This window comes from Streptosporangium sp. DT93, from assembly GCF_049844535.1.
Lineage (GTDB): Bacteria > Actinomycetota > Actinomycetes > Streptosporangiales > Streptosporangiaceae > Streptosporangium.
Genome location: NZ_JBNCLF010000008.1, coordinates 149,021 through 166,285, shown reverse-complemented (window position 1 = coordinate 166,285; position 17,265 = coordinate 149,021). Strand labels below are relative to the sequence as shown.

The 17,265-nt window shown below is 73.2% G+C and carries 23 protein-coding genes; 14 read left to right on the top strand and 9 right to left on the bottom strand.

Annotated features, from left to right (window positions below; all coding sequences use genetic code 11):
• Positions 1–23 precede the first annotated feature (23 nt).
• The 6 genes from ACLQ2R_RS19375 (at position 24) to ACLQ2R_RS19350 (ending at position 5,096) form a co-directional block, all read left to right on the top strand.
• Entirely contained in the window at positions 24–236 is a 213-nt protein-coding gene (locus tag ACLQ2R_RS19375) for a helix-turn-helix domain-containing protein (protein ID WP_425961604.1), read from the top strand.
• Positions 236–1,000 (top strand): Clp protease N-terminal domain-containing protein, encoded by a 765-nt coding sequence (locus ACLQ2R_RS19370; RefSeq protein WP_425961350.1) that lies wholly within the window; start codon positions 236–238, stop codon positions 998–1,000. The genes ACLQ2R_RS19375 and ACLQ2R_RS19370 overlap by 1 nt, the downstream gene beginning before the upstream one ends.
• A 299-nt stretch (positions 1,001–1,299) precedes the next feature.
• Positions 1,300–2,583: an ABC transporter substrate-binding protein gene (locus tag ACLQ2R_RS19365; RefSeq protein ID WP_425961348.1), complete on the top strand. Its 1,284-nt coding sequence runs from the start codon at positions 1,300–1,302 to the stop codon at positions 2,581–2,583.
• A 160-nt stretch (positions 2,584–2,743) separates the two neighbouring features.
• Positions 2,744–3,694 (top strand): carbohydrate ABC transporter permease, encoded by a 951-nt coding sequence (locus ACLQ2R_RS19360; protein WP_425961346.1) that lies wholly within the window; start codon positions 2,744–2,746, stop codon positions 3,692–3,694.
• On the top strand, positions 3,691–4,518 hold the full coding sequence (locus ACLQ2R_RS19355) for a carbohydrate ABC transporter permease (RefSeq protein ID WP_425961345.1): 828 nt from the start codon (positions 3,691–3,693) through the stop codon (positions 4,516–4,518). The genes ACLQ2R_RS19360 and ACLQ2R_RS19355 overlap by 4 nt, the downstream gene beginning before the upstream one ends.
• Positions 4,515–5,096: a hypothetical protein gene (locus ACLQ2R_RS19350; protein ID WP_425961343.1), complete on the top strand. Its 582-nt coding sequence runs from the start codon at positions 4,515–4,517 to the stop codon at positions 5,094–5,096. Before ACLQ2R_RS19355 ends, ACLQ2R_RS19350 begins: the two co-directional genes overlap by 4 nt.
• A 91-nt stretch (positions 5,097–5,187) precedes the next feature.
• Here the strand turns inward: ACLQ2R_RS19350 and ACLQ2R_RS19345 are convergent, their stop codons facing one another.
• From ACLQ2R_RS19345 to ACLQ2R_RS19335, 3 genes are all read right to left on the bottom strand, one after another.
• Positions 5,188–5,880: a hypothetical protein gene (locus ACLQ2R_RS19345; protein WP_425961341.1), complete on the bottom strand. Its 693-nt coding sequence runs from the start codon at positions 5,878–5,880 to the stop codon at positions 5,188–5,190.
• Positions 5,881–6,381: 501 nt separating this feature from the next.
• Complete coding sequence (locus ACLQ2R_RS19340) at positions 6,382–6,933, bottom strand: hypothetical protein (protein ID WP_425961339.1); 552 nt, start codon at positions 6,931–6,933, stop codon at positions 6,382–6,384.
• A gap of 197 nt (positions 6,934–7,130) precedes the next feature.
• Entirely contained in the window at positions 7,131–7,883 is a 753-nt protein-coding gene (locus ACLQ2R_RS19335) for a lysophospholipid acyltransferase family protein (RefSeq protein WP_425961338.1), read from the bottom strand.
• Between the two features lie 179 nt (positions 7,884–8,062).
• On the opposite strand from ACLQ2R_RS19335, the gene dhaK reads away from it, so the two are divergent.
• The 3 genes from dhaK to dhaM all read left to right on the top strand — a co-directional run bounded on the left by dhaK (position 8,063) and on the right by dhaM (position 10,251).
• Positions 8,063–9,055, top strand: a complete 993-nt coding sequence (gene dhaK, locus ACLQ2R_RS19330) for a dihydroxyacetone kinase subunit DhaK (protein ID WP_425961336.1) — start codon at positions 8,063–8,065, stop codon at positions 9,053–9,055.
• A gap of 1 nt (position 9,056) precedes the next feature.
• The gene (gene dhaL, locus ACLQ2R_RS19325; RefSeq protein WP_425961334.1) at positions 9,057–9,782 is read left to right on the top strand and encodes a dihydroxyacetone kinase subunit DhaL; all 726 of its coding nucleotides are present in this window, start codon (positions 9,057–9,059) and stop codon (positions 9,780–9,782) included.
• A 97-nt stretch (positions 9,783–9,879) separates the two neighbouring features.
• Positions 9,880–10,251 (top strand): dihydroxyacetone kinase phosphoryl donor subunit DhaM, encoded by a 372-nt coding sequence (gene dhaM / locus ACLQ2R_RS19320; protein WP_425961332.1) that lies wholly within the window; start codon positions 9,880–9,882, stop codon positions 10,249–10,251.
• A gap of 74 nt (positions 10,252–10,325) precedes the next feature.
• Here dhaM and ACLQ2R_RS19315 read toward each other — a convergent pair whose 3' ends face one another.
• The 3 genes from ACLQ2R_RS19315 to ACLQ2R_RS19305 all read right to left on the bottom strand — a co-directional run bounded on the left by ACLQ2R_RS19315 (position 10,326) and on the right by ACLQ2R_RS19305 (position 12,474).
• Positions 10,326–10,688: a hypothetical protein gene (locus tag ACLQ2R_RS19315; RefSeq protein WP_425961331.1), complete on the bottom strand. Its 363-nt coding sequence runs from the start codon at positions 10,686–10,688 to the stop codon at positions 10,326–10,328.
• Positions 10,689–11,037: 349 nt separating this feature from the next.
• A complete protein-coding gene (locus ACLQ2R_RS19310; RefSeq protein WP_425961329.1) occupies positions 11,038–11,208 on the bottom strand; it encodes a hypothetical protein in 171 nt (56 codons plus the stop codon).
• A 321-nt stretch (positions 11,209–11,529) separates the two neighbouring features.
• Positions 11,530–12,474 (bottom strand): NADP-dependent oxidoreductase, encoded by a 945-nt coding sequence (locus tag ACLQ2R_RS19305; protein ID WP_425961327.1) that lies wholly within the window; start codon positions 12,472–12,474, stop codon positions 11,530–11,532.
• A gap of 85 nt (positions 12,475–12,559) precedes the next feature.
• Between ACLQ2R_RS19305 and ACLQ2R_RS19300 the strand changes: the two genes are divergently transcribed.
• Positions 12,560–12,982 (top strand): winged helix-turn-helix transcriptional regulator, encoded by a 423-nt coding sequence (locus tag ACLQ2R_RS19300; protein ID WP_425961602.1) that lies wholly within the window; start codon positions 12,560–12,562, stop codon positions 12,980–12,982.
• Positions 12,983–13,118: 136 nt separating this feature from the next.
• On the opposite strand, the gene ACLQ2R_RS19295 is transcribed toward ACLQ2R_RS19300, so the two are convergent.
• Complete coding sequence (locus tag ACLQ2R_RS19295) at positions 13,119–14,381, bottom strand: RNA polymerase sigma factor (RefSeq protein WP_425961325.1); 1,263 nt, start codon at positions 14,379–14,381, stop codon at positions 13,119–13,121.
• A complete protein-coding gene (locus ACLQ2R_RS19290; RefSeq protein ID WP_425961324.1) occupies positions 14,378–14,749 on the bottom strand; it encodes a YciI family protein in 372 nt (123 codons plus the stop codon). The genes ACLQ2R_RS19295 and ACLQ2R_RS19290 overlap by 4 nt, the downstream gene beginning before the upstream one ends.
• Positions 14,750–14,865: 116 nt before the next feature.
• On the opposite strand from ACLQ2R_RS19290, the gene ACLQ2R_RS19285 reads away from it, so the two are divergent.
• The 4 genes from ACLQ2R_RS19285 (at position 14,866) to ACLQ2R_RS19270 (ending at position 16,699) form a co-directional block, all read left to right on the top strand.
• A complete protein-coding gene (locus ACLQ2R_RS19285) occupies positions 14,866–15,258 on the top strand; it encodes a DUF1761 domain-containing protein (RefSeq protein ID WP_425961322.1) in 393 nt (130 codons plus the stop codon).
• Positions 15,249–15,629, top strand: a complete 381-nt coding sequence (locus ACLQ2R_RS19280) for a DUF1905 domain-containing protein (RefSeq protein WP_425961320.1) — start codon at positions 15,249–15,251, stop codon at positions 15,627–15,629. Before ACLQ2R_RS19285 ends, ACLQ2R_RS19280 begins: the two co-directional genes overlap by 10 nt.
• A complete protein-coding gene (locus ACLQ2R_RS19275; protein ID WP_425961318.1) occupies positions 15,622–15,912 on the top strand; it encodes a GNAT family N-acetyltransferase in 291 nt (96 codons plus the stop codon). Before ACLQ2R_RS19280 ends, ACLQ2R_RS19275 begins: the two co-directional genes overlap by 8 nt.
• A 133-nt stretch (positions 15,913–16,045) precedes the next feature.
• Positions 16,046–16,699: a hypothetical protein gene (locus ACLQ2R_RS19270; RefSeq protein ID WP_425961317.1), complete on the top strand. Its 654-nt coding sequence runs from the start codon at positions 16,046–16,048 to the stop codon at positions 16,697–16,699.
• A 14-nt stretch (positions 16,700–16,713) separates the two neighbouring features.
• On the opposite strand, the gene ACLQ2R_RS19265 is transcribed toward ACLQ2R_RS19270, so the two are convergent.
• Positions 16,714–16,968, bottom strand: coding sequence for a Smr/MutS family protein (locus tag ACLQ2R_RS19265; RefSeq protein WP_386243185.1), 255 nt, complete (start codon positions 16,966–16,968; stop codon positions 16,714–16,716).
• Positions 16,969–17,265 lie beyond the last annotated feature (297 nt).

Below are 17,265 nucleotides of genomic sequence, written 5' to 3'. Positions count from 1 at the left end.
CAGCATATGCTGACGACGTGTCCATGAGCACCGATCTCGAACAGGCCGTGCACGGCACCGACCCGGACGCGGCACTGCGTGCCGTGGCCCGCCTGCGGCGGCTGGTGGAACAGCTGGAGGCCGAGCACGTGGCGGCGGCGCGGCGGGCGGGATGGTCCTGGCAGGACATCGCCGCCCGGCTCGGCGTCACCAAGCAGACCGTTCATCGCAAACATCACCGTGTCCAGGAGGACTGATGTTCCGAGGCGACCATCCCGAGCTGCGCCGGACGCTGGGCCTGGCCCAGAGACTGGCACGTGACCTCGGACATCCCCGTACGGGCAGCGAGCACCTGCTGCTCGCCCTCACCGGAGGCGACGTCGTCGCTCCCGGTCTCGGCGCCGGTCTCGGCGCCGGTCCCGGCGACGACGGCGAGGGGGGCCTCGCCACGGTCCTGGCCCGGTACGGCGTGACCCGGGAAGCCGTCGGTAATGCCGTGCGCGACGTGGCGCCCGCCGGAGCCGGTGCGGCGGCCGACCGGGACGCCCTGGCCGTGCTCGGCATCGACCTCGACTGGCTGCTCGGCGCCTCCAGGGCGAGGGCACTGGACCGTCCGCCCGTACGCGAGCCACTGTTCCCGCTGGGTGCGGCCGGAGCGCGGCGCCGGTGCGCCCGGATGCGCCCGCCGCTCGGGCTCGACGCCCAGGCGGCCTACGAGGCGTCACTGCGGCTGGCGCTCGCCCGCCGGGAGCGCCGGCACCGGCCGGAACACCTCGCGCTGGCGCTCGTCGCGCTCGATCCCGGTGTGGCCCGGGTGCTCGCGGCCACCGGCACCGACGCGCGGGCGCTCCTGACCGCACTCGCCGTGGCGTTCCCGCCGCCCCGGCGCGCCTTCCCGCTGCGCGTCGAGCGGCGGCTCGCCCGGCGGGTCCGCCACCGCGACATCGTCCGGCGCTACGCGCACACGACGGGACGCGCCGTGGTGTCGGGGCCCGCTCTCGCCGCGCTCATCGACGGCTGACGACGTCCGGCACCCCGCCCGGTTCCCCGCCCGCGTTCCCGTGACGCCCGCGTCGTGCGGCCCGGGACCGCGGGGGGAATTGGGGCTTGTGCGGGCATGCCGAGAACGTTTTAATTCCGGGTAACACGGACCTGTCAGAATCTGTCAGAACTCGATGGAGCGCCGGACCACCCCTTCGCGGGCGTCGCGGCGGTACCCGGATCTCAGGCGCGACGACCCGGGACTCCCCGGCACGACCTCACCGGAACATATTTCCGGCGCCTTCCCGTACGCAAGGAAAGCGCTTACAAGGAGGCGACATGGGCATACGGAAAGTCCTGGCGGGAGCCCTCGCGGCGGGTCTGACGGCCGTGACGGTCGCGTGCGGCGGGGGCGGCGGGGGCGGCGGGGGCGCTGACGGGGGCCCGGTGACCATCCGCTTCTCCTGGTGGGGCAGCGACCAGCGAGCGAAGATCACCAACGAGGCCGTGCGGCTCTTCATGAAGAAGAACCCCGGCATCAAGGTGGTCACCGGCACCGCGATCTACGACGCCTACTTCCAGAAGCTCGCCACCGAGACCGCCGGCGGGAACGCGCCCGACGTCATGCAGATGAGCGACCGGCACCTGCGCGAGTACGCCGATCGCGACGCCCTGCTCGACCTCGCGCCGCACGCCGGCAAGGAGGTCCGTACGGCCGACCTGAAGAAGGAGGTCATGGGCCTCGGCACGCTCGGGGACAAGATCTACGGGCTGCCGCTGGGACAGACCTCCGTCGTGATGGTCTACGACCCGGTGCTGTGGAAGAAGTCCGGCGCCGCCGAACCCAAGCCGGGCTGGACCTGGGACGACTACTTCGAGGCGGCCAGGAGGATCAGCGACGGCACGGGGAGGAAGGTCTACGGCGCCGGGGACTTCGGCGGCATCGAGTCCTGGTTCAAGATCTGGCTCTCCCAGCAGGGCAAGGGTCTCTACACCGCCGACGGCAAGCTCGGCTACACCGAGCGGGACGTGGTCGCCTGGTGGGAGATGGCGACGAGGTTCCGCAAGGCCGGGGCGTCGACCCCGGGTGAGATCACCGCGGTCAACCCGGCCGGCTCCCCGCTGGCGCGCAAGCTGTCGGCCTCGGAGTTCCAGCCCGACTCCACGATCGCGCCCGACGCCTGGAAGGGCTACGACAACGACTACGCGCTGGCGCCCCTGCCGCGGGTGGGCACCGACTCCGGCCTCTACGCCGAACCTCCCATGCTCCTCAGCGTCAACGCCAAGAGCAGGCAGAAGGCGGCGGCGCTCAAGCTGACCGACTTCATCGTGAACGACCCGGAGGCCGCCGCGATCCTGGGTATGGCCCGGGGCCTGCCCGCCAACCGGACCAACCGGCTGGCGATCGCCCCCACCGTGACCGGGGCCTGGAAGCAGGTCTACGACTACCAGGAGCTCATCGCCGACGAGGTGAAGCTCGGCCCGCCGGCCCCGCCCAGGGGCGCGGGCACGCTGTTCAGCCTGTTCGACAAGTACTACCAGGACGTGATGTACGACAAGGCCACCCCGGCCGACACGGCCCGGCGCTACTACGCCGAGGCCCAGCAGGTCCTCGCCGGATGACCGGGGAGAAGGACGCGGGGCCGGCGCGGCGCTCCCCCTGGCGCCACGGGCCGGGGAGCGGGCCCGCACACGCCCCGAGCGACGGGCCCGCGCGCGTCCCGGGACGCGAGCCCGCGCGCGACCCGGGGAGCGGGCCCGCATACGACCCGGGGAGCGGGCGGTGAGCGTCCAGACGCCGGCGCGGACCAGGCGGCCCCGCTCCCCCGCCGCCACGCCCCGCACCGCCTACGGCGAGCGGCCCGGGATCGCCTACCTGTTCCTGTCGCCGTGGGTGCTGGGCGCGTCGCTGCTCACCGTGGGCCCGATGCTGGCCTCGCTCTACCTGTCCTTCACCGACTACGACCTGTTCACCGCCCCCTCCCTGATCGGCCTGGACAACTACGCCCGCCTGTTCACCCAGGACCCGCACTTCGTGAACGCCGTCCGGGCCACCGTGAAGTACGTGGTGTTCTCGGTGCCGGTGCAGCTCGTGGCGGCGCTGGCGGTGGCCCTGCTGCTGAACCGGGCCAGCCGGATGCAGGGCGTCTACCGCTCGGCGTTCTACGCTCCCTCGCTGCTGGGCGCGAGCGTGGCGGTGGCGCTGGTCTGGCGGGCGATGTTCTCCGGCGACGGCGCGGCCGACCAGGTCCTGTCGATCGTCGGCATCGACACCGGCGCCTGGGTCACCGACCCGGATCTGGCGCTGCTGGTCCTCGTCCTGCTGGGCGTCTGGCAGTTCGGCGCCCCCATGGTGATCTTCCTGGCGGGCCTGAGGCAGATCCCCGCCGAGCTCTACGACGCGGCCTCGGTGGACGGCGCGGGACGGTGGCGGCGGTTCTCGTCCATCACCGTCCCGATGCTGTCACCGGTGATCTTCTTCAACCTGGTGCTCGACACCATCCGCGCCTTCCAGGTGTTCAACGCCGCCTTCATCGTCAGCAACGGCACCGGCGGCCCCGGGGACTCCACCCTGTTCTACACGCTCTACCTCTGGCAGAAGGGCTTCGTCGACTTCAAGATGGGCTACGCCTCGGCCATGGCCTGGGTGCTGCTGCTCGGCATCGCGCTCGTCACCACGCTGATCTTCAGGTCCGCCCGGTCCTGGGTGCACTACGGGGGTGAGACCCGATGATCCGCCGGACGATCTGGCACGTGGTCGTGGTGGCCGCGCTGGCCGTGATGCTCTACCCGATCCTGTGGCTGCTGGTCAGCTCCTTCAAGCCGAGCGCGCAGATCGCCTCCAGCGTGGGACTCTGGTCGCGGGCCCTCACCCTGGACAACTACGCCGCGGTTCTGGGCCCGGCCGAGACCCCCGTCTGGCGGTACTTCCTCAACTCCACGATCGTGGCGGGCGGAAGCGTCGCCGGCAACCTCCTCACCTGCTCCCTGGCGGCGTACGCGTTCGCCAGGCTGCGCTTCCGGATGCGCACGCCGCTGTTCGCGTTCATGCTCGCCACGATCATGCTGCCGCAGCACGTCGTGCTGATCCCGCAGTACACGATCTTCCAGCGGCTCGGCATGGTGGACACCTTCTGGCCGCTGATCCTGCCGAAGTTCCTGGCCACCGACGCGTTCTTCGTCTTCCTGCTGGTCCAGTTCATCCGGCAGCTCCCCCGCGAGCTGGACGAGGCGGCGCGGATCGACGGCTGCGGGCCGATCCGGATCTTCGGTCACATCACGCTGCCCCTGATCAAACCCGCGCTGATCACCACGGCGATCTTCACCTTCATCTGGACCTGGAACGACTTCCTCACCCAGCTGATCTACCTGTCCTCCCCCGACGGGCTGACCCTGCCGCTGGCCCTGCGCATGTTCGTGGACCTGCAGGAGAGTGCCGCCTCGTTCGGCCCGATGTTCGCGCTGTCGGTGCTGTCGCTGCTGCCGATCGTGCTGTTCTTCGCGGCCTTCCAGCGGTTCATCACCGAGGGCATGGCCACGACCGGGCTGAAAGGGTGAGGGGCGGGCGGCTGGAGCTGCTGGCGGAGTCGCTGCTGCTCGGGCTGCTGATGTTCCTGGCCTCGCTGCCGGTGGTCACCGCGTTCGTCGCGCTGACCGCCGGCTGCGCGCTGCTGCGCGACCGCGAGGAGGTCTCCGTCGGCGTGCGCCCGTACCTGGCGCGGCTGCGCCGGGTCGCGCGGAGCGGGCCCGCGGGTTTCCTGGCGCCGGCCGCCGTGGCCGGCGCGCTGCTGCTCGACGGGGTGGCGGTACGGGCCGGTGTCCCCGGGCATGGGGTTCTGTCGTACCTGGTCCCGGTGCTGGCCGTGGTGGCGGGCGCGTTCGCGCTACGGGTCGCGGCGGCCTGGCGGCCGGGGGCGAGCTGGCCGGAGGCGGCCCGCGCCGCCGCGGACCACCTCGCCGGCGACCGGTACGGCACGGCGCTGCTGGCCGCCGCCGTCCCGATCGCCGCGATCATCTGCCTGGGGCACCCCGTCGTCACCCCGCTGGTCCTGGGGCAGCTCGCGCTCGCCGCCGTCGCCGTCGAGGCGCGGCGGGCCCGGGTGACTCCTCCGAACTCACCCGGGTCCGCGACCTGAGCCGGTCACCCCGTGGCGCGAGCGCCCGCCGAGCGCGGGGATGGCGGCCCTCCGCGATCCGCGGCGTGACCCCCGGCGGGGGCCACCGGGATCAAGGGCTCGGGGTGGGGGTGGGGGTGGGGGTCGGGGTCTCCTCGGGCGGCACGGTGTCCGTCACCGTCGGGGTCGGCTCGGGGGTGGGGAGGTCCGTGGGCGGCAGGCTCGGGGTCGGGGTCTCCTCGGGCGGCACGGTGTCCGTCACCGTCGGGGTCGGGGTCGGCGCGGGGACGGACGGCGTGGGGCAGGGAGTGGGGTTGCGCCACTTCTTGCTCGGCCGCCACGGCTTGTAGGACCACCAGCCGTCACCGCGCCAGAAGTTCCTCTTGGGACGCGTCAGGTCGAAGACGTAGGCGGCCGTCGCCGTCTCGCCCACGGTCGTCGCGGTCACCGAGACCCAGTCGCCCTGCCTGACCTCGTTGCCCCGGCGTCCCGCGAGGGTCCGGGTGGCCTCGGTCATCGCGTACGCCTTCTCGAAGCCGTCCTGGCTGCGCACGGTGATCGCGTCCTCCGCCAGGGCGACGGCCTGACCGGTCTGGGCGAACACCGTGAAGCCGCAGCCGTCGTCGCCCGGCAGGACGAACTCGCCGTGCAGCGTGCTGGGGAAGGCCAGCGGCGGTACGCGGGGCACCGGCTTGACGGTGGGGTCGGGGCTGGGCGACGGGTCCACGGTCTGGGTCACCGTCACGGTGGGGGCGGGCGGCTCGGGGGCGGGCGTCTCGGGGGCGGGCGTCTCGCTCGACGTCACCGACGGGGTGGGGGCCGGCGTGTCGGACGCTCCGGGTACGGGCGGGGGTGAGGCCGACGCCGATGCGGACACCGCCACGCCGCTCGACGCCGCCAGTGCCAGGGCGGCACCGAGGATCACCGGGCGTGAGACGCGCCGGCGCGGTCCGCTCGATCCGCTCGTTCCGCTCCGCGGGATCTCGTCTGACCTGTCCGGGTTCGTTCGCGTCACCTTGTCCTCCAGCTGGCTCGATCCGAGACCGGCGGCGAGTACGGCGCGAGGGTGCGCGCGCCCGCCGCCGAGACGGAGGACCACGTGCCCGGCTGCGATCCTCCATCGAAGGGCGCGGAGGAGACTTCCCGCTTTCTCCGGACACATGCGGATGAAATTTGTGGAAGGCCCGTGTCAGCTGATCTTCTCGCAGCTCACCGGCGACTTTCGGGAATTCGAATCTCCACCGCGATATCGCGCCGCCCGCCCCTTTCCGGCGCGCTCTCGCGACGCCTCCTCGCGGACGGCCGGTCAGGCGGAGGCGGCGAACAGCCCGGCGACGACCCCCAGGAGCGAGACGGCCGTCAGGACCGAACCGAGGATCACCGCGCCCCGCCTTCCGCGCCGTACCCCGAGGACGTACAGGAGCACGTACGGCAGGAAGGCCGGTACGCCGACGCCGAGGAACGGCATGGTCAGCGCGGCCAGGACACCGGCCGTGCCGGTCGGCACCGCGCGGTCGCCCTCGGGGGTGAGCCTGGCCCGCCTGACGTCACCGGCGCTGGAGTCGGGCGAGGCGTCGACCGCGATCGCGGCGCCACCCCCGTCGGGTGTGAAGCTGCCCTCGCAGTCGTAACGCCCCTGCCCGAGATCCTCGCACGACAGGACCGTGAGGGTGCCGGGAGTGCCGGCGGCGCCCGTGGCGAGCTTCCAGGTGGGCACCGCGGAGACGAAGCACAGCACCGCGAGCCCGGCCCAGAGGACCATCAGGATCGCCATGCCGATCCTGCCCGGCGTACGGCCGGGACCGGGAACGGACGCCGGCTGGAGAACACTCGTCAGGGCGTCGAACGCATCGCTCATGAGGACAGGATGGGACACCCCACTTGTGAACGACCTGTCCCGCACTTGCGTCCGGCCCGGACGGCACCTGTCCGGACGGGCGCCCGCGAGCACGATCGGCGCCGTCGGGCCTCACCGGGCACCGGCGCACGTCCCGGACGCCTCACGGCACCCGGCCACGGTACGGACGACGGGCCGTCGCCGGGCGCACCGGGGCGTCAGGACCCGTGACGCTTCGCCCTCGCCTCGCTCTCGGCGGCGTCGAGCTCGGCGGCCTCCTCGGGGGTGGGCGCGGTGCCGCCGAGGTGGCGGGGCTGCCACCAGACACCCCGCGGGATCTCCGGGTAGCCGCGCTGCGCCCGGTCGAGCATCTCGCTCATCCGCCCGTGCAGGTCGGCGGTGACGGCGTCGTAGTCGTCGCCCCGCCTGGGGTGCATGGGCTCGCCGACCACGATCGTGATCGGCACGTGCCGCTGGAGCAGGTTGCGGGGACGGCCCTTGGTCCACAGGCGCTGGGTGCCCCACAGGGAGACCGGGATCATCGGCACCTTGGCGCCGACGGCCATCCGGACCGCGCCGTTCTTGATCTCCTTGACCGTGAAGGAGCGGCTGATCGTGGCCTCGGCGAACACGCCGACGACCTCGCCCTCCCGGAGCGCCTTCAGCGCCGCGCCGAACGCGGCGGCCCCGGCCGCGCGGTCGACCGGGATGTGGTGCATGCCGCGCATCAGCGGGCCGGAGATCCGGTGGTCGAAGACCTCCTTCTTCGCCATGAAGCGCACCAGGCGCCCGGCCGGGCGCGCGGCCAGGCCGGCGAAGATGAAGTCGAGGTAGCTGATGTGGTTGCTGACCAGCACGGCCCCGCCGGTACGCGGGATGTGCTCGGCGCCTTGAATGCTGATCTTCAGGTCCAGCGCGCGGAACACGGTCAACGCCGCCCCGACGACCGGGGGGTACACGATCTCAGCCATGGCTGAACCGTACCTCAGCTCCTCCCCGGGCCCGGTTCCCCAGGCGCCCTCCCCGGTGCCCCCCGGAACGCCCCCTCCGGCCACCACGCCCCCGGAGGCGGGCGACCCGGACGGGCCGGTCCCCGGCGTCGTGCGGCCGGTCCTTGCCATCGCGCGCGAACGGGGCGAGGTTGGAGAACGTGAAGAAGCTCATCAACGACGCCGGGACGGTCGTCCCGGACGCGCTGCGCGGTGTCGCGGCGGCCCATCCGGGGCTCCGGGTGGACGTGGACAACCAGATCGTGTTCCGGGCCTCGGGTCCGCGTACCGGCAAGGTGGGGTTGGTGTCCGGCGGCGGGTCGGGGCACGAGCCGTTGCACGCCGGGTTCGTCGGGTACGGCATGCTCGACGCGGCGTGCGCGGGCGAGGTCTTCACCTCGCCCGTCCCCGACCAGATGATCGAGGCCACCTCCGCGGTCGACGGCGGGGCGGGGGTGCTGCACATCGTGAAGAACTACACCGGCGACGTGCTGAACTTCCGCATGGCGGCCGAGCTGAGCGCCGAGGAGGGGGTACGGGTGGAGAGCGTGCTCGTCGACGACGACGTGGCCGTGCGCGACTCCCTCTACACGGCCGGCCGCAGGGGCACCGGCGCCACCCTGTTCGTCGAGAAGATCGCCGGAGCCCTGGCCGAGACCGGGGCTCCGCTGCCCGAGGTCGCCCGGGTGGCCCGGGAGGTCAACGCCCGCAGCCGTTCCTTCGGGATCGCGCTGAGCTCCTGCACCACCCCGGCGGCGGGCAGGCCCACCTTCGAGCTCTCCGGCACCGAGGTGGAACTGGGCATCGGCATCCACGGCGAGCCCGGCCGGACGCGCTCGGCCCTGCGCCCGGCCCGCGAGCTGGTCGACCTGGCGATGGACGCCGTCCACGAGGACCTGCCGCTGTCGGGCGACCTGCTGGTCATGGTGAACGGCATGGGCGGCACGCCGCTGATCGAGTTGTACGTCGCCTACGCCGCCGTCGCCGACCACCTGGCCGCCAGGGGCGCGCGGGCGGCGCGGTGCCTGGTCGGCAACTACGTCACCAGCCTCGACATGCAGGGCTTCTCCATCACCGTCTGCCGCCTGGACGACGAGCTGACCGGCCTGTGGGACGCTCCCGTGGAGACCCCCGCCCTGCGCTGGGGCCGCTGAGATGGCCGGCGACCCCGGGACGAACAGCGGCCCTGAAGCAGACACCGGCCCCGAGGCGGGCGTCGGCCCCGCGATGGACGTCGCCTTCTTCGCCTCCTGGATCGAGGAGGCCGCGAGGGCGGTCTCCACCGACAGGGAGCGGCTGACCGCGCTGGACGCGGCGATCGGCGACGCCGACCACGGGTCCAACCTCGACCGGGGCTTCACCGCGGTCGCCCACGCGCTGGGCACCGCCGATCCGGCCACCCCCGGGGCGCTGCTGACGCTGGTGGGCACCACGCTGATCCGCAAGGTCGGCGGGGCGTCCGGCCCGCTGTACGGCACGTTCTTCCGGGAGGCGGGCAGGGCGCTGGGGGACGACGCGCAGGTGTCGCTCGCGCGGCTGCACGCCGCCCTGGAGGCCGGGCTCGCCGGGGTACGGGCGCTGGGCTCGGCCGCCGAGGGGGACAAGACCATGGTGGACGCCCTCGCCCCGGCCGTACGGGCACTGGAGGAGGCCGTACGGGACGACGGCGAACCTTCAGACCGGGCCGACCGGGCGAAGGTGGCGGGGGCGATCGGCGCCGCGGCGTCGGCGGCCCGCGCCGGGGCCGGGGCGACGATCCCGCTCCAGGCGCACAAGGGGCGGGCCAGTTACCTCGGACCCCGCAGCGTGGGCCACGAGGACCCGGGCGCCGCCTCCACCGCGCTCATCCTGGCCGCCCTGCACGCGGTGGCGACCCGATGACCCGCCCGCCCCTCCCCCGGCGTCCCCCGGAGGCCGGATCGGCGGGACGGACGGACCGGGTCCATCGGGTGGGCCGGCCGGTGGACGGGGCGACCCGATGGTAGGCATCGTCCTCATCTCGCACAGCGGCCCGCTGGCCGCCGAGGTCGCGCTGCTGGCCTCGCAGATCGGCGGCGCCGAGGTCCCGCTGGCCGCCGCCGGGGGCACCGAGGACGGCGGTCTCGGCACCTCCCCCGACCTGGTGGCGGCGGCGATCGAGAAGGCCGACCGGGGGGACGGGGTGATCCTCATCCCGGACCTGGGCAGCTCGGTGCTCACCGCCCGGCTCTTCGCGGACGAGCGGGTGGTGATCGCCGACGTGCCGTTCGTGGAGGGGGCGATCTCGGCGGTCGTGTCCTCGGGCTCGGGCGCCTCCCTGCCCGAGGTGCTCGCGGCGGCCGAGGAGGCCAGGACCTTCCGCAAACTGTGAAGGCCCGGTGCCCCCGACCTCGGCCGAGGTCGGGGGCACCGGGCCTCACAGGGCCGGAGCGGGCCGGCGAGAGGCTAGCGGTTGGCCAGCAGGCCCTCCAGCAGGCCCAGGACGGCCTGGATCGGCGGGGGCGTGGTGCCGAACTCCACGTCGGTCCCGCTGACGGAGTCCATCACGGTGACCGAGTTCAGCGGCAGTCCCCAGCGCTCGCCGCCGTCGTGGCCCACGCCGACCTCGATGCCGGCGAAGGTGACGTACTCCCAGTTCTTGAGGTCCCTGCGCAGCGCCTCGTGGCCGCGCGAGGTCGCCCACTCGGCGGTGGCCGTCAGGATCCCGCCGAGCGTGTTCTCGCGCTCCTTGAGGTCGCCGGACTGGAGTTCCTCGATCTGGCGGTCCAGCTCGGCGCGCTGGGCGAGAAGTGCGTTGAGGTCGCTCATAGGGGGCCTTTCAGAAGGGCTGTGAGGGTATGCGGTGAGGCCGTGCTCGTCACGAGGTGTGCCGACGCGGGGATCGGGCCGTCCCCCGGGCGGAAGGCCACGCCGCGATGCGTGGCCCGCCGATCGGCTGCACCGGTCACCGGAGAGGACATTGCCGTCATGCGTCACATAATGGTGCCGTACGGCGGGCCTCGCCGTCGATCCGCAAAAGTGGAGTCCTCACCGCTCAGAGGCCCCGGAACCCGGAACGCCCGGCGTGCCCGGCCGGTGCGCCCGGCCGATGCCTCCGGCCGGGACGTCAGGCCGGGGCGGCGGGGCGGGCCGCCGGACGGAGCCGGGACACGGCCGGTCAGGCGAGACCGTCTCGACCACTCCCCTTGCGCCGCTGCGCCCAGCCGGCCACCAGGCCGGCGACGAACATGACGGCGGCGATGATCAGCAGCCACTTCAGGGCCTTGACCACCACGGCGACCACCCCGAGGACGATCGCGCCCAGGACGAGCACCAGGACCCACACCACGGCGGACCTCCTTGGTTCGGCTATGGGTGCCTGTGAGCATTCCCGTTTCGGACCGGCTTCACGCGGTCGCCCACCATGTCCGGATCATGACGTGGGCAGGACTTCACCGGAACCGGCGGGCGGGTCCTCGCGAGAGAAGTTCCACCCGGCCCGCCCGGCCCGCCCGGCCCGCCCGGCTCCCAGCCCGCCCGGCCCGCCCGGCTCCCGGCCTGCCCTGCCCTGCCCTGCCCACGACCCGCCCTGCTCACGGCCCATGCCCCGCCGGCCCGTGGCCCGTACGGCCCGCCGGTCACGGGGTGAGGACGAGATGCGGCCCGCCGGTCACGGGGTGAGGACGATGCGGCCGCCGACGCCGCCCTTCTCCAGCAGTTCGTGCGCCTCGCGCGAGCGGTCGAGCGGGAGCGTGTGCGCGACGCGGAGGGTGAGGACGCCGTCGTCGACGTACCTCGCCAGCTCGGCGAGCCGGGCGCCGTCGGCGAGGACCTCCTGGACGACGACGCGCGTGCCCCGGATCGGGGGCGGCGCGAAGGGGGCGACGAGCGCGACGAAGACGCCGCCGCCGCGCAGCGCCTGGTGCGCCGTGATGCCCAGGATCGCGGCGTCGATCACCGCGTCCACACCGCCGGGGACGATCTCGCGCACCGCGGGGCCGAGGTCGCCGGAGGAGGTGACGACCTCGTCGGCGCCCAGGGCGCGGACACGGTCGGCGTCCTGCGGGCGGGCGAGCGCGATCGTCCGCAGCCCGCGCAGCGCCGCGAGCTGGATCGCGAAGCCGCCGACGCCGCCGGAGGCGCCGGTGACCAGGAGCGTACGGCCCGGCTCAAGGCCGGTCAGGTCGAGGGCGCGGTCGGCGGTCAGCGCGTTCAGCGGGAGGGTGGCCGCGTCCGTGAGCGGAACCGACGCCGGGGCGGGCGCCAGGGCCGGCTCGTCCAGCACCACGTACTCGGCGTGCGCGCCACCGGCGAACAGCAGGTCCCGCAGCCCGACCACCGCGTCCCCGGTCCGGAAGCGGGTGGCGCCGGGACCGGCGGCGTCGACATACCCGGCGACGTCCCAGCCCAGCCCGAAGCGCGGCATCGGCGGCATCAGGCCGGCCTGGATGAGACGTCCCGCGCGGGCGGACAGGTCGATCGGGTTGAGCGAGGACGCCTCGACCCTCACCAGCACCTGCCGCGGCCCCGGCTCGGGAAGCGGGCCCTCGGCCAGTTCGAGGACCTCGGGGCCACCGGGTGTGCGGACGACGATCGAATGCATGGAGTTCTTCACGGAATGAACGCTAGGCAGCGGTGGTTTGCCCGGGAAAGAAGGCACTTTCGAGTGCCTGGAGTACCCGGAGGAACCCATCGTGACCATGAGCGCCGCGCAGAAGCGCGAGATCACGCGGCACGCGTACAACGCCAACCTCGCCGAGTGCCCCGGGCACGAGGTGCTGGCGACGCTCAGCGACAAGTGGGTGACGCTGATCGTCGACGCCCTGGCCGGCGGGCCGCTCCGACACGGCGAGCTCGCGCGGATCGTCGCCGGGGCCACCCAGAAGATGCTCACCCAGACCCTGCGCAAACTCGAACGCGACGGCCTGGTCGGCCGTACCGTCACCGCCTCGATCCCGCCGCGCGTCGACTACGAGCTCACCGAGCTCGGCCACAGCCTGCTCCCGATCCAGCGGGCGATCAAGACCTGGGCGGAGACCCACATCGAGGCCGTCCACCACGCCCGCGGCCTCTACGACACGACCGGCGGCCAGGAGCCGCCGGAGGTCACGCCCCGTCCCTGACCGCCGGGACCGGGCGACCGCCCCCGTACGGCCACCGTTCCCGACGGTGAGACGTTCTCGGGGACACCGGCCCTGACCCGGCGCCACGGCGAGCGGAACCTACCGGTCCTGAACCGGGCGCCACGGCGAGCGGGACCTACCGGTTCTCCCCGGCGGTCCGGGCGTCCGTGGCGCGCGAGCGCAGGTAGCGCTGTTCGGGCAGGCTGAGGGTGCGTCCGGCGGCCCGCGCGTAGCAGGCCCTGGCCGCCGCGTGCTCACCGGCGAGGTCGAGCAGGTAGCCGTGGACCGCGTCGAACCGGTAGTGCCCGGCGACGGCCGCCTCCGCCCGGGCGGCCTGGAGCTCCTCGAGCGCGACCGCGGGGCCGCGCGCCATGCCGAGGGCCACGACCCGGTTCAGCGTGACCATCGGGCCCGGGGCGAGCCGGTCGAGGAGATCGTAGAGAACGAGGATCTGGCCCCAGTCGGTGTCCTCGGGCCGTCCGGCCTCGTCGTGGACGGCGGCGATGGCCGCCTGGAGCTGGTACGGGCCGATCGGCGCGGTTCGCAGGGTGTGGGTGATGAGCGCGGTCCCCTCGGCGATCGCCGCGGTGTCCCACCGGCCGCGGTCCTGCTCGGAGAGGGGCACGAGGTCGCCGGAGGGGGTGGTGCGGGCCGCTCCGCGCGCCTCGGTGAGCAGCATGAGGGCCAGCAGCCCGGCGATCTCACCGTCGTCCGGCACCTGGGCGTGGAGGCGGCGCGTCAGCCGGATCGCCTCGGCGGAGAGCTCGGCCCGGTCGACGGTGGGTCCCGAGCTGGCGGTCGACCCCTCGGTGAAGATCAGGTAGAGCACCTCCGTCACGCTCCGGACCCGCGCGGCGCGATCGGCGGCGCCGGGGAGTTCGAACCGCGCGCCGGAGGCCCTGACGCGCTGCTTGGCCCGGCTGATGCGCTGCGCCACGGTGGCCTCGGACACCAGGAGCCCGCGGGCGATCTCCGCGGTGGTCAGCCCGCCCACCGCCCGCAGGGTCAGGGCGACCTGGGACGGCGGGGTGAGAGCGGGGTGACAGCACAGCAGGAACAGGGTGAGGGTGTCGTCGGCCTGCGGGACGGCCACCGGATCGGCGGGCGCGAGGACCGCGAGCGCGCGCTCCCGTCCCGCGCGGGCGGTGTCGCTGCGGTACCGGTCGACGAACCGCCGGGAGGCGACGGTGATCAGCCACGCCTTGGGATCGGCCGGTACGCCCTGGACCGGCCACTGGGTCGTCGCGGCCAGCAGGGCCTCCTGGAGCGCGTCCTCGCAGGCGTCGAAGCCACCGTGGTGGCGTAGCAGTGCCCCGAGGACCTGCGGGGCCAGCTCGCGCAGCCGCCGCTGCCACGCGAACCCCGCGTGGTCGCCCATGTCCCGAAGGCGGTCGCTCATGCCTCGAAGCCGGACAGCGCCGTCACCGGCCTCACCTCGACCAGGCCCATGGCCGCCTCGGGAACGCGGGCGGCGATCTCGAGCGCGCGGTCGGCACCGTCGCACTCGACGAGGTAGAAACCCGCCACGACCTCCTTGACCTCGGCGAAGGGGCCGTCGGTCGAGGTCGTCCGCCCCGCCTCCACGTGGACCCGCCTGCCCGTGTCCGGGCCGGCGAGGGCTTCCGCGGCGATCAGCTCGCCGGACGCGGTCAGCGCCTCGTTGAGTGCGGCGTACGCCTCCAGCCCCTCACGGCGCCGCTCGGCGGGGAACGCGTCCCACAGCCGCCGGGACTCCGGGTTGCTGTAGATCAGGATCACGTATCTCACGACAGCCTCCCGGCCCGAGATTCTCTGGTGCGGCGTGTCGAGAATAGTCGCCCGGCCCCGACGTCCCCCGCGAGAGCCCTTCGATCGAAGGGCTCCGGACGAAGGAGGCTGAAAAGGTGACGGAGCTGAACCACCTCGCGGTCGCGGTGGCCACGGTCACGGCGTTCCTGCTGAGCGCCGTCTGGTACATGGCGTTCGGTGCCCGGCTGGCGAGGCTGTCCGACGCCTACGCCAGCGCGGAGCGCCCGCCCGCCTGGACGGCGGTCGCGGAGCTGGGCCGTGGCGCGCTGGTCGCGACGGTCCTCGCCTGGCTCGCCGGAGAGGTGGGCGTGGACGGGTGGCCCCGGGCGCTCGGGCTGGCGTGCGTGCTGTGGGTCGGTTTTCCCGTCGTGCTGCTGGCCGGCTCGGTGCTGCACGAGAGGGTTCCGTGGCGGCTGGCCGCCGTCCACGCCGGGGACTGGCTACTCAAACTGGCCGTGATCGCGGTCATCGTCGGAACGTGGAAGTGAGCGACGTGGAGATGAGCGACGTGAAGGTGAGCGGCGTGGAGATGAGTGATGTGGAGACGAGCGACGTGGAGACGAGCGGCGTGGACGGGCGCACCCCGGGAGCGCTGGACAGGCGGTTCACCGCGACCATGCGGAAGAGCCCCGGCAAGGGCGGGTGGACCTACGTGGTGATGCCCGGCTCCGCCGAGTACTTCGGCACCCGGGGACTGGTCAAGGTGTGCGGGACCATGGACGGGCATCCGTTCCGGAGCTCGTTCATGGCGCTGGGGGACGGCACCCACAAACTGCCGGTCTCGGCCGCGCTGCGCCGCTCCATGGGAAAGCAGGCCGGTGACACGATCACCGTGCACCTCACCGAACGCGGTGGGTGACGGTCCCGGGCACGTCGCCGAGGACGGCGAGGAACTGGAACTGGGCTACGTGCTGCGGCGCGGCGCGTGGGGCGCGGGGTTCGCGTTCGAGGCCGCGACGGCCGCGTTGCGCGCCGCGGCCGGCGAACTCACCGACCGGCCGGTCTCGCTCGTGACCCGGGCCGCGAACGAGCGGTCCCTGAGACTCGCCGCCCGCCTGGGCTTCCGCCCCGTCGGCACGTTCCAGGAGTACGGCGCCGAGCAGACCCTCTGCACGGCTCCCCTGTCCGTGTTCCGCCTCTGACCGCGGCATCCGACACGGCGCCGGAGCCGCGATCGCCGACATGTGTTCCGGCCTGTGTGGGAGGGTGGATCGTCATGACGCCGCCGCCATCCCTGCCCGCCGCCGTCGCCGTACCGGGCACGTCCCCGCTCTGATGGCGAAAAAGCGCGCCGCGCGGGTCGCCCGGTCGATCGACGTGACCCGGCTCCCCGAGGACGTCCTGGCGCTCGTCGACGCCCTCGAACCCGGGGAGGAACTGCTCGTCACGCGGGACGGCGCGTCGATCGCGGCGATCTCCGGCACCCTTCCCGTGCTCCACGGCACCGTCGTCGATCCCGGCACCCCGGAGGAGACCGGCGAACAGGCTCCGATCGACCACGACGGCGTGACGGTCGTCGCCACCGCGATGAAGCTGTCGGCGTCGGCTCGAAGGGCGCTTTCCAGCCGGCTCGGCCCGGACTACGTCGTGCTCGACATGCACGCCGCTCCCACGACGGCCGACGTGCTGCTGACGCCGCCGGTCAGCCCCCAGCTCATCGCGGGCCTCAAGTCGATGTTCCCGAAGGCCCGTGTCATCGTCACCGAGATCGAGGACGACGAGCTCGGGGTCGACTACCACGGCCCGGTCCGGCGCCTGCTCGACGCCGGGGCCGAGGCGTACCTGCCTCCGGCGACCATCCCCCGCCTGGCACGGCAGCTCGACCACACCCTCACCCGGCTGCGACAGGTCACCGGCGACACCACCGCACCAGCGGAGCTCGAACCCGCCACGAGACCACCGGACGACAACGGTCCTTCCCGGGCCTGACAGCGGTCTCCGATCTACTTGTAGCGGAAGTAGACGAAGAGGCGGCCGTGGTTCTTGGCGTCCTTGTCGATGCGGTGGTAGAGGGCCTTGATCTCCTTCTGCTCCAGGAAGCGCAGGACCTTCTTCTTGAGCTGGCCCGAGCCCTTGCCGGGGATGATCTCGACCTCGGTGACCTTCTTCCTGATGGCCTCGTCGATGACGCCCCGCAACGCCTTGTCGATCTCCCCGCCCCGGTTGTAGATGGGGTGCAGATCCAGCTTGAGCTTCACACCGTCCCCTTCACCGTCAGGCCCGGGTGGCCGGACGCAGTGCCGACGCCGGTGAGAGGCCGGCGCCCTCCAGGCTACGGCCTGCGAGGGCGGCACGGACAGGCCGCCCGCGTTCCGGATCTCCGTGCCCCGCGTGTACGGGGTGCCGGCGCGCGGGGGCAAGGCCCGGCTCGGCGTGTACCCGCACAGGACCGGCACAGGACCGGCACAGGGAGCCGGCCATCGGGACCGACCACGTTCTCCCGGAACTCCGGATGAGTCTGCAATGAAACCTGACCAATTAATTCGTCGATTGTG

Excerpts from the sequence above, each read along its gene's own strand:
- ACLQ2R_RS19375 (WP_425961604.1), top strand. The coding sequence starts at position 24 with ATGAGCACCGATCTCGAACAGGCCGTGCACGGCACCGACCCGGACGCG.
- ACLQ2R_RS19370 (WP_425961350.1), top strand. The coding sequence starts at position 236 with ATGTTCCGAGGCGACCATCCCGAGCTGCGCCGGACGCTGGGCCTGGCC.
- ACLQ2R_RS19365 (WP_425961348.1), top strand. The coding sequence starts at position 1,300 with ATGGGCATACGGAAAGTCCTGGCGGGAGCCCTCGCGGCGGGTCTGACG.
- ACLQ2R_RS19355 (WP_425961345.1), top strand. The coding sequence starts at position 3,691 with ATGATCCGCCGGACGATCTGGCACGTGGTCGTGGTGGCCGCGCTGGCC.
- ACLQ2R_RS19340 (WP_425961339.1), bottom strand. The coding sequence starts at position 6,933 with ATGAGCGATGCGTTCGACGCCCTGACGAGTGTTCTCCAGCCGGCGTCC.
- ACLQ2R_RS19335 (WP_425961338.1), bottom strand. The coding sequence starts at position 7,883 with ATGGCTGAGATCGTGTACCCCCCGGTCGTCGGGGCGGCGTTGACCGTG.
- dhaL (WP_425961334.1), top strand. The coding sequence starts at position 9,057 with ATGGCCGGCGACCCCGGGACGAACAGCGGCCCTGAAGCAGACACCGGC.
- dhaM (WP_425961332.1), top strand. The coding sequence starts at position 9,880 with ATGGTAGGCATCGTCCTCATCTCGCACAGCGGCCCGCTGGCCGCCGAG.
- ACLQ2R_RS19315 (WP_425961331.1), bottom strand. The coding sequence starts at position 10,688 with ATGAGCGACCTCAACGCACTTCTCGCCCAGCGCGCCGAGCTGGACCGC.
- ACLQ2R_RS19300 (WP_425961602.1), top strand. The coding sequence starts at position 12,560 with ATGAGCGCCGCGCAGAAGCGCGAGATCACGCGGCACGCGTACAACGCC.
- ACLQ2R_RS19295 (WP_425961325.1), bottom strand. The coding sequence starts at position 14,381 with ATGAGCGACCGCCTTCGGGACATGGGCGACCACGCGGGGTTCGCGTGG.
- ACLQ2R_RS19270 (WP_425961317.1), top strand. The coding sequence starts at position 16,046 with ATGGCGAAAAAGCGCGCCGCGCGGGTCGCCCGGTCGATCGACGTGACC.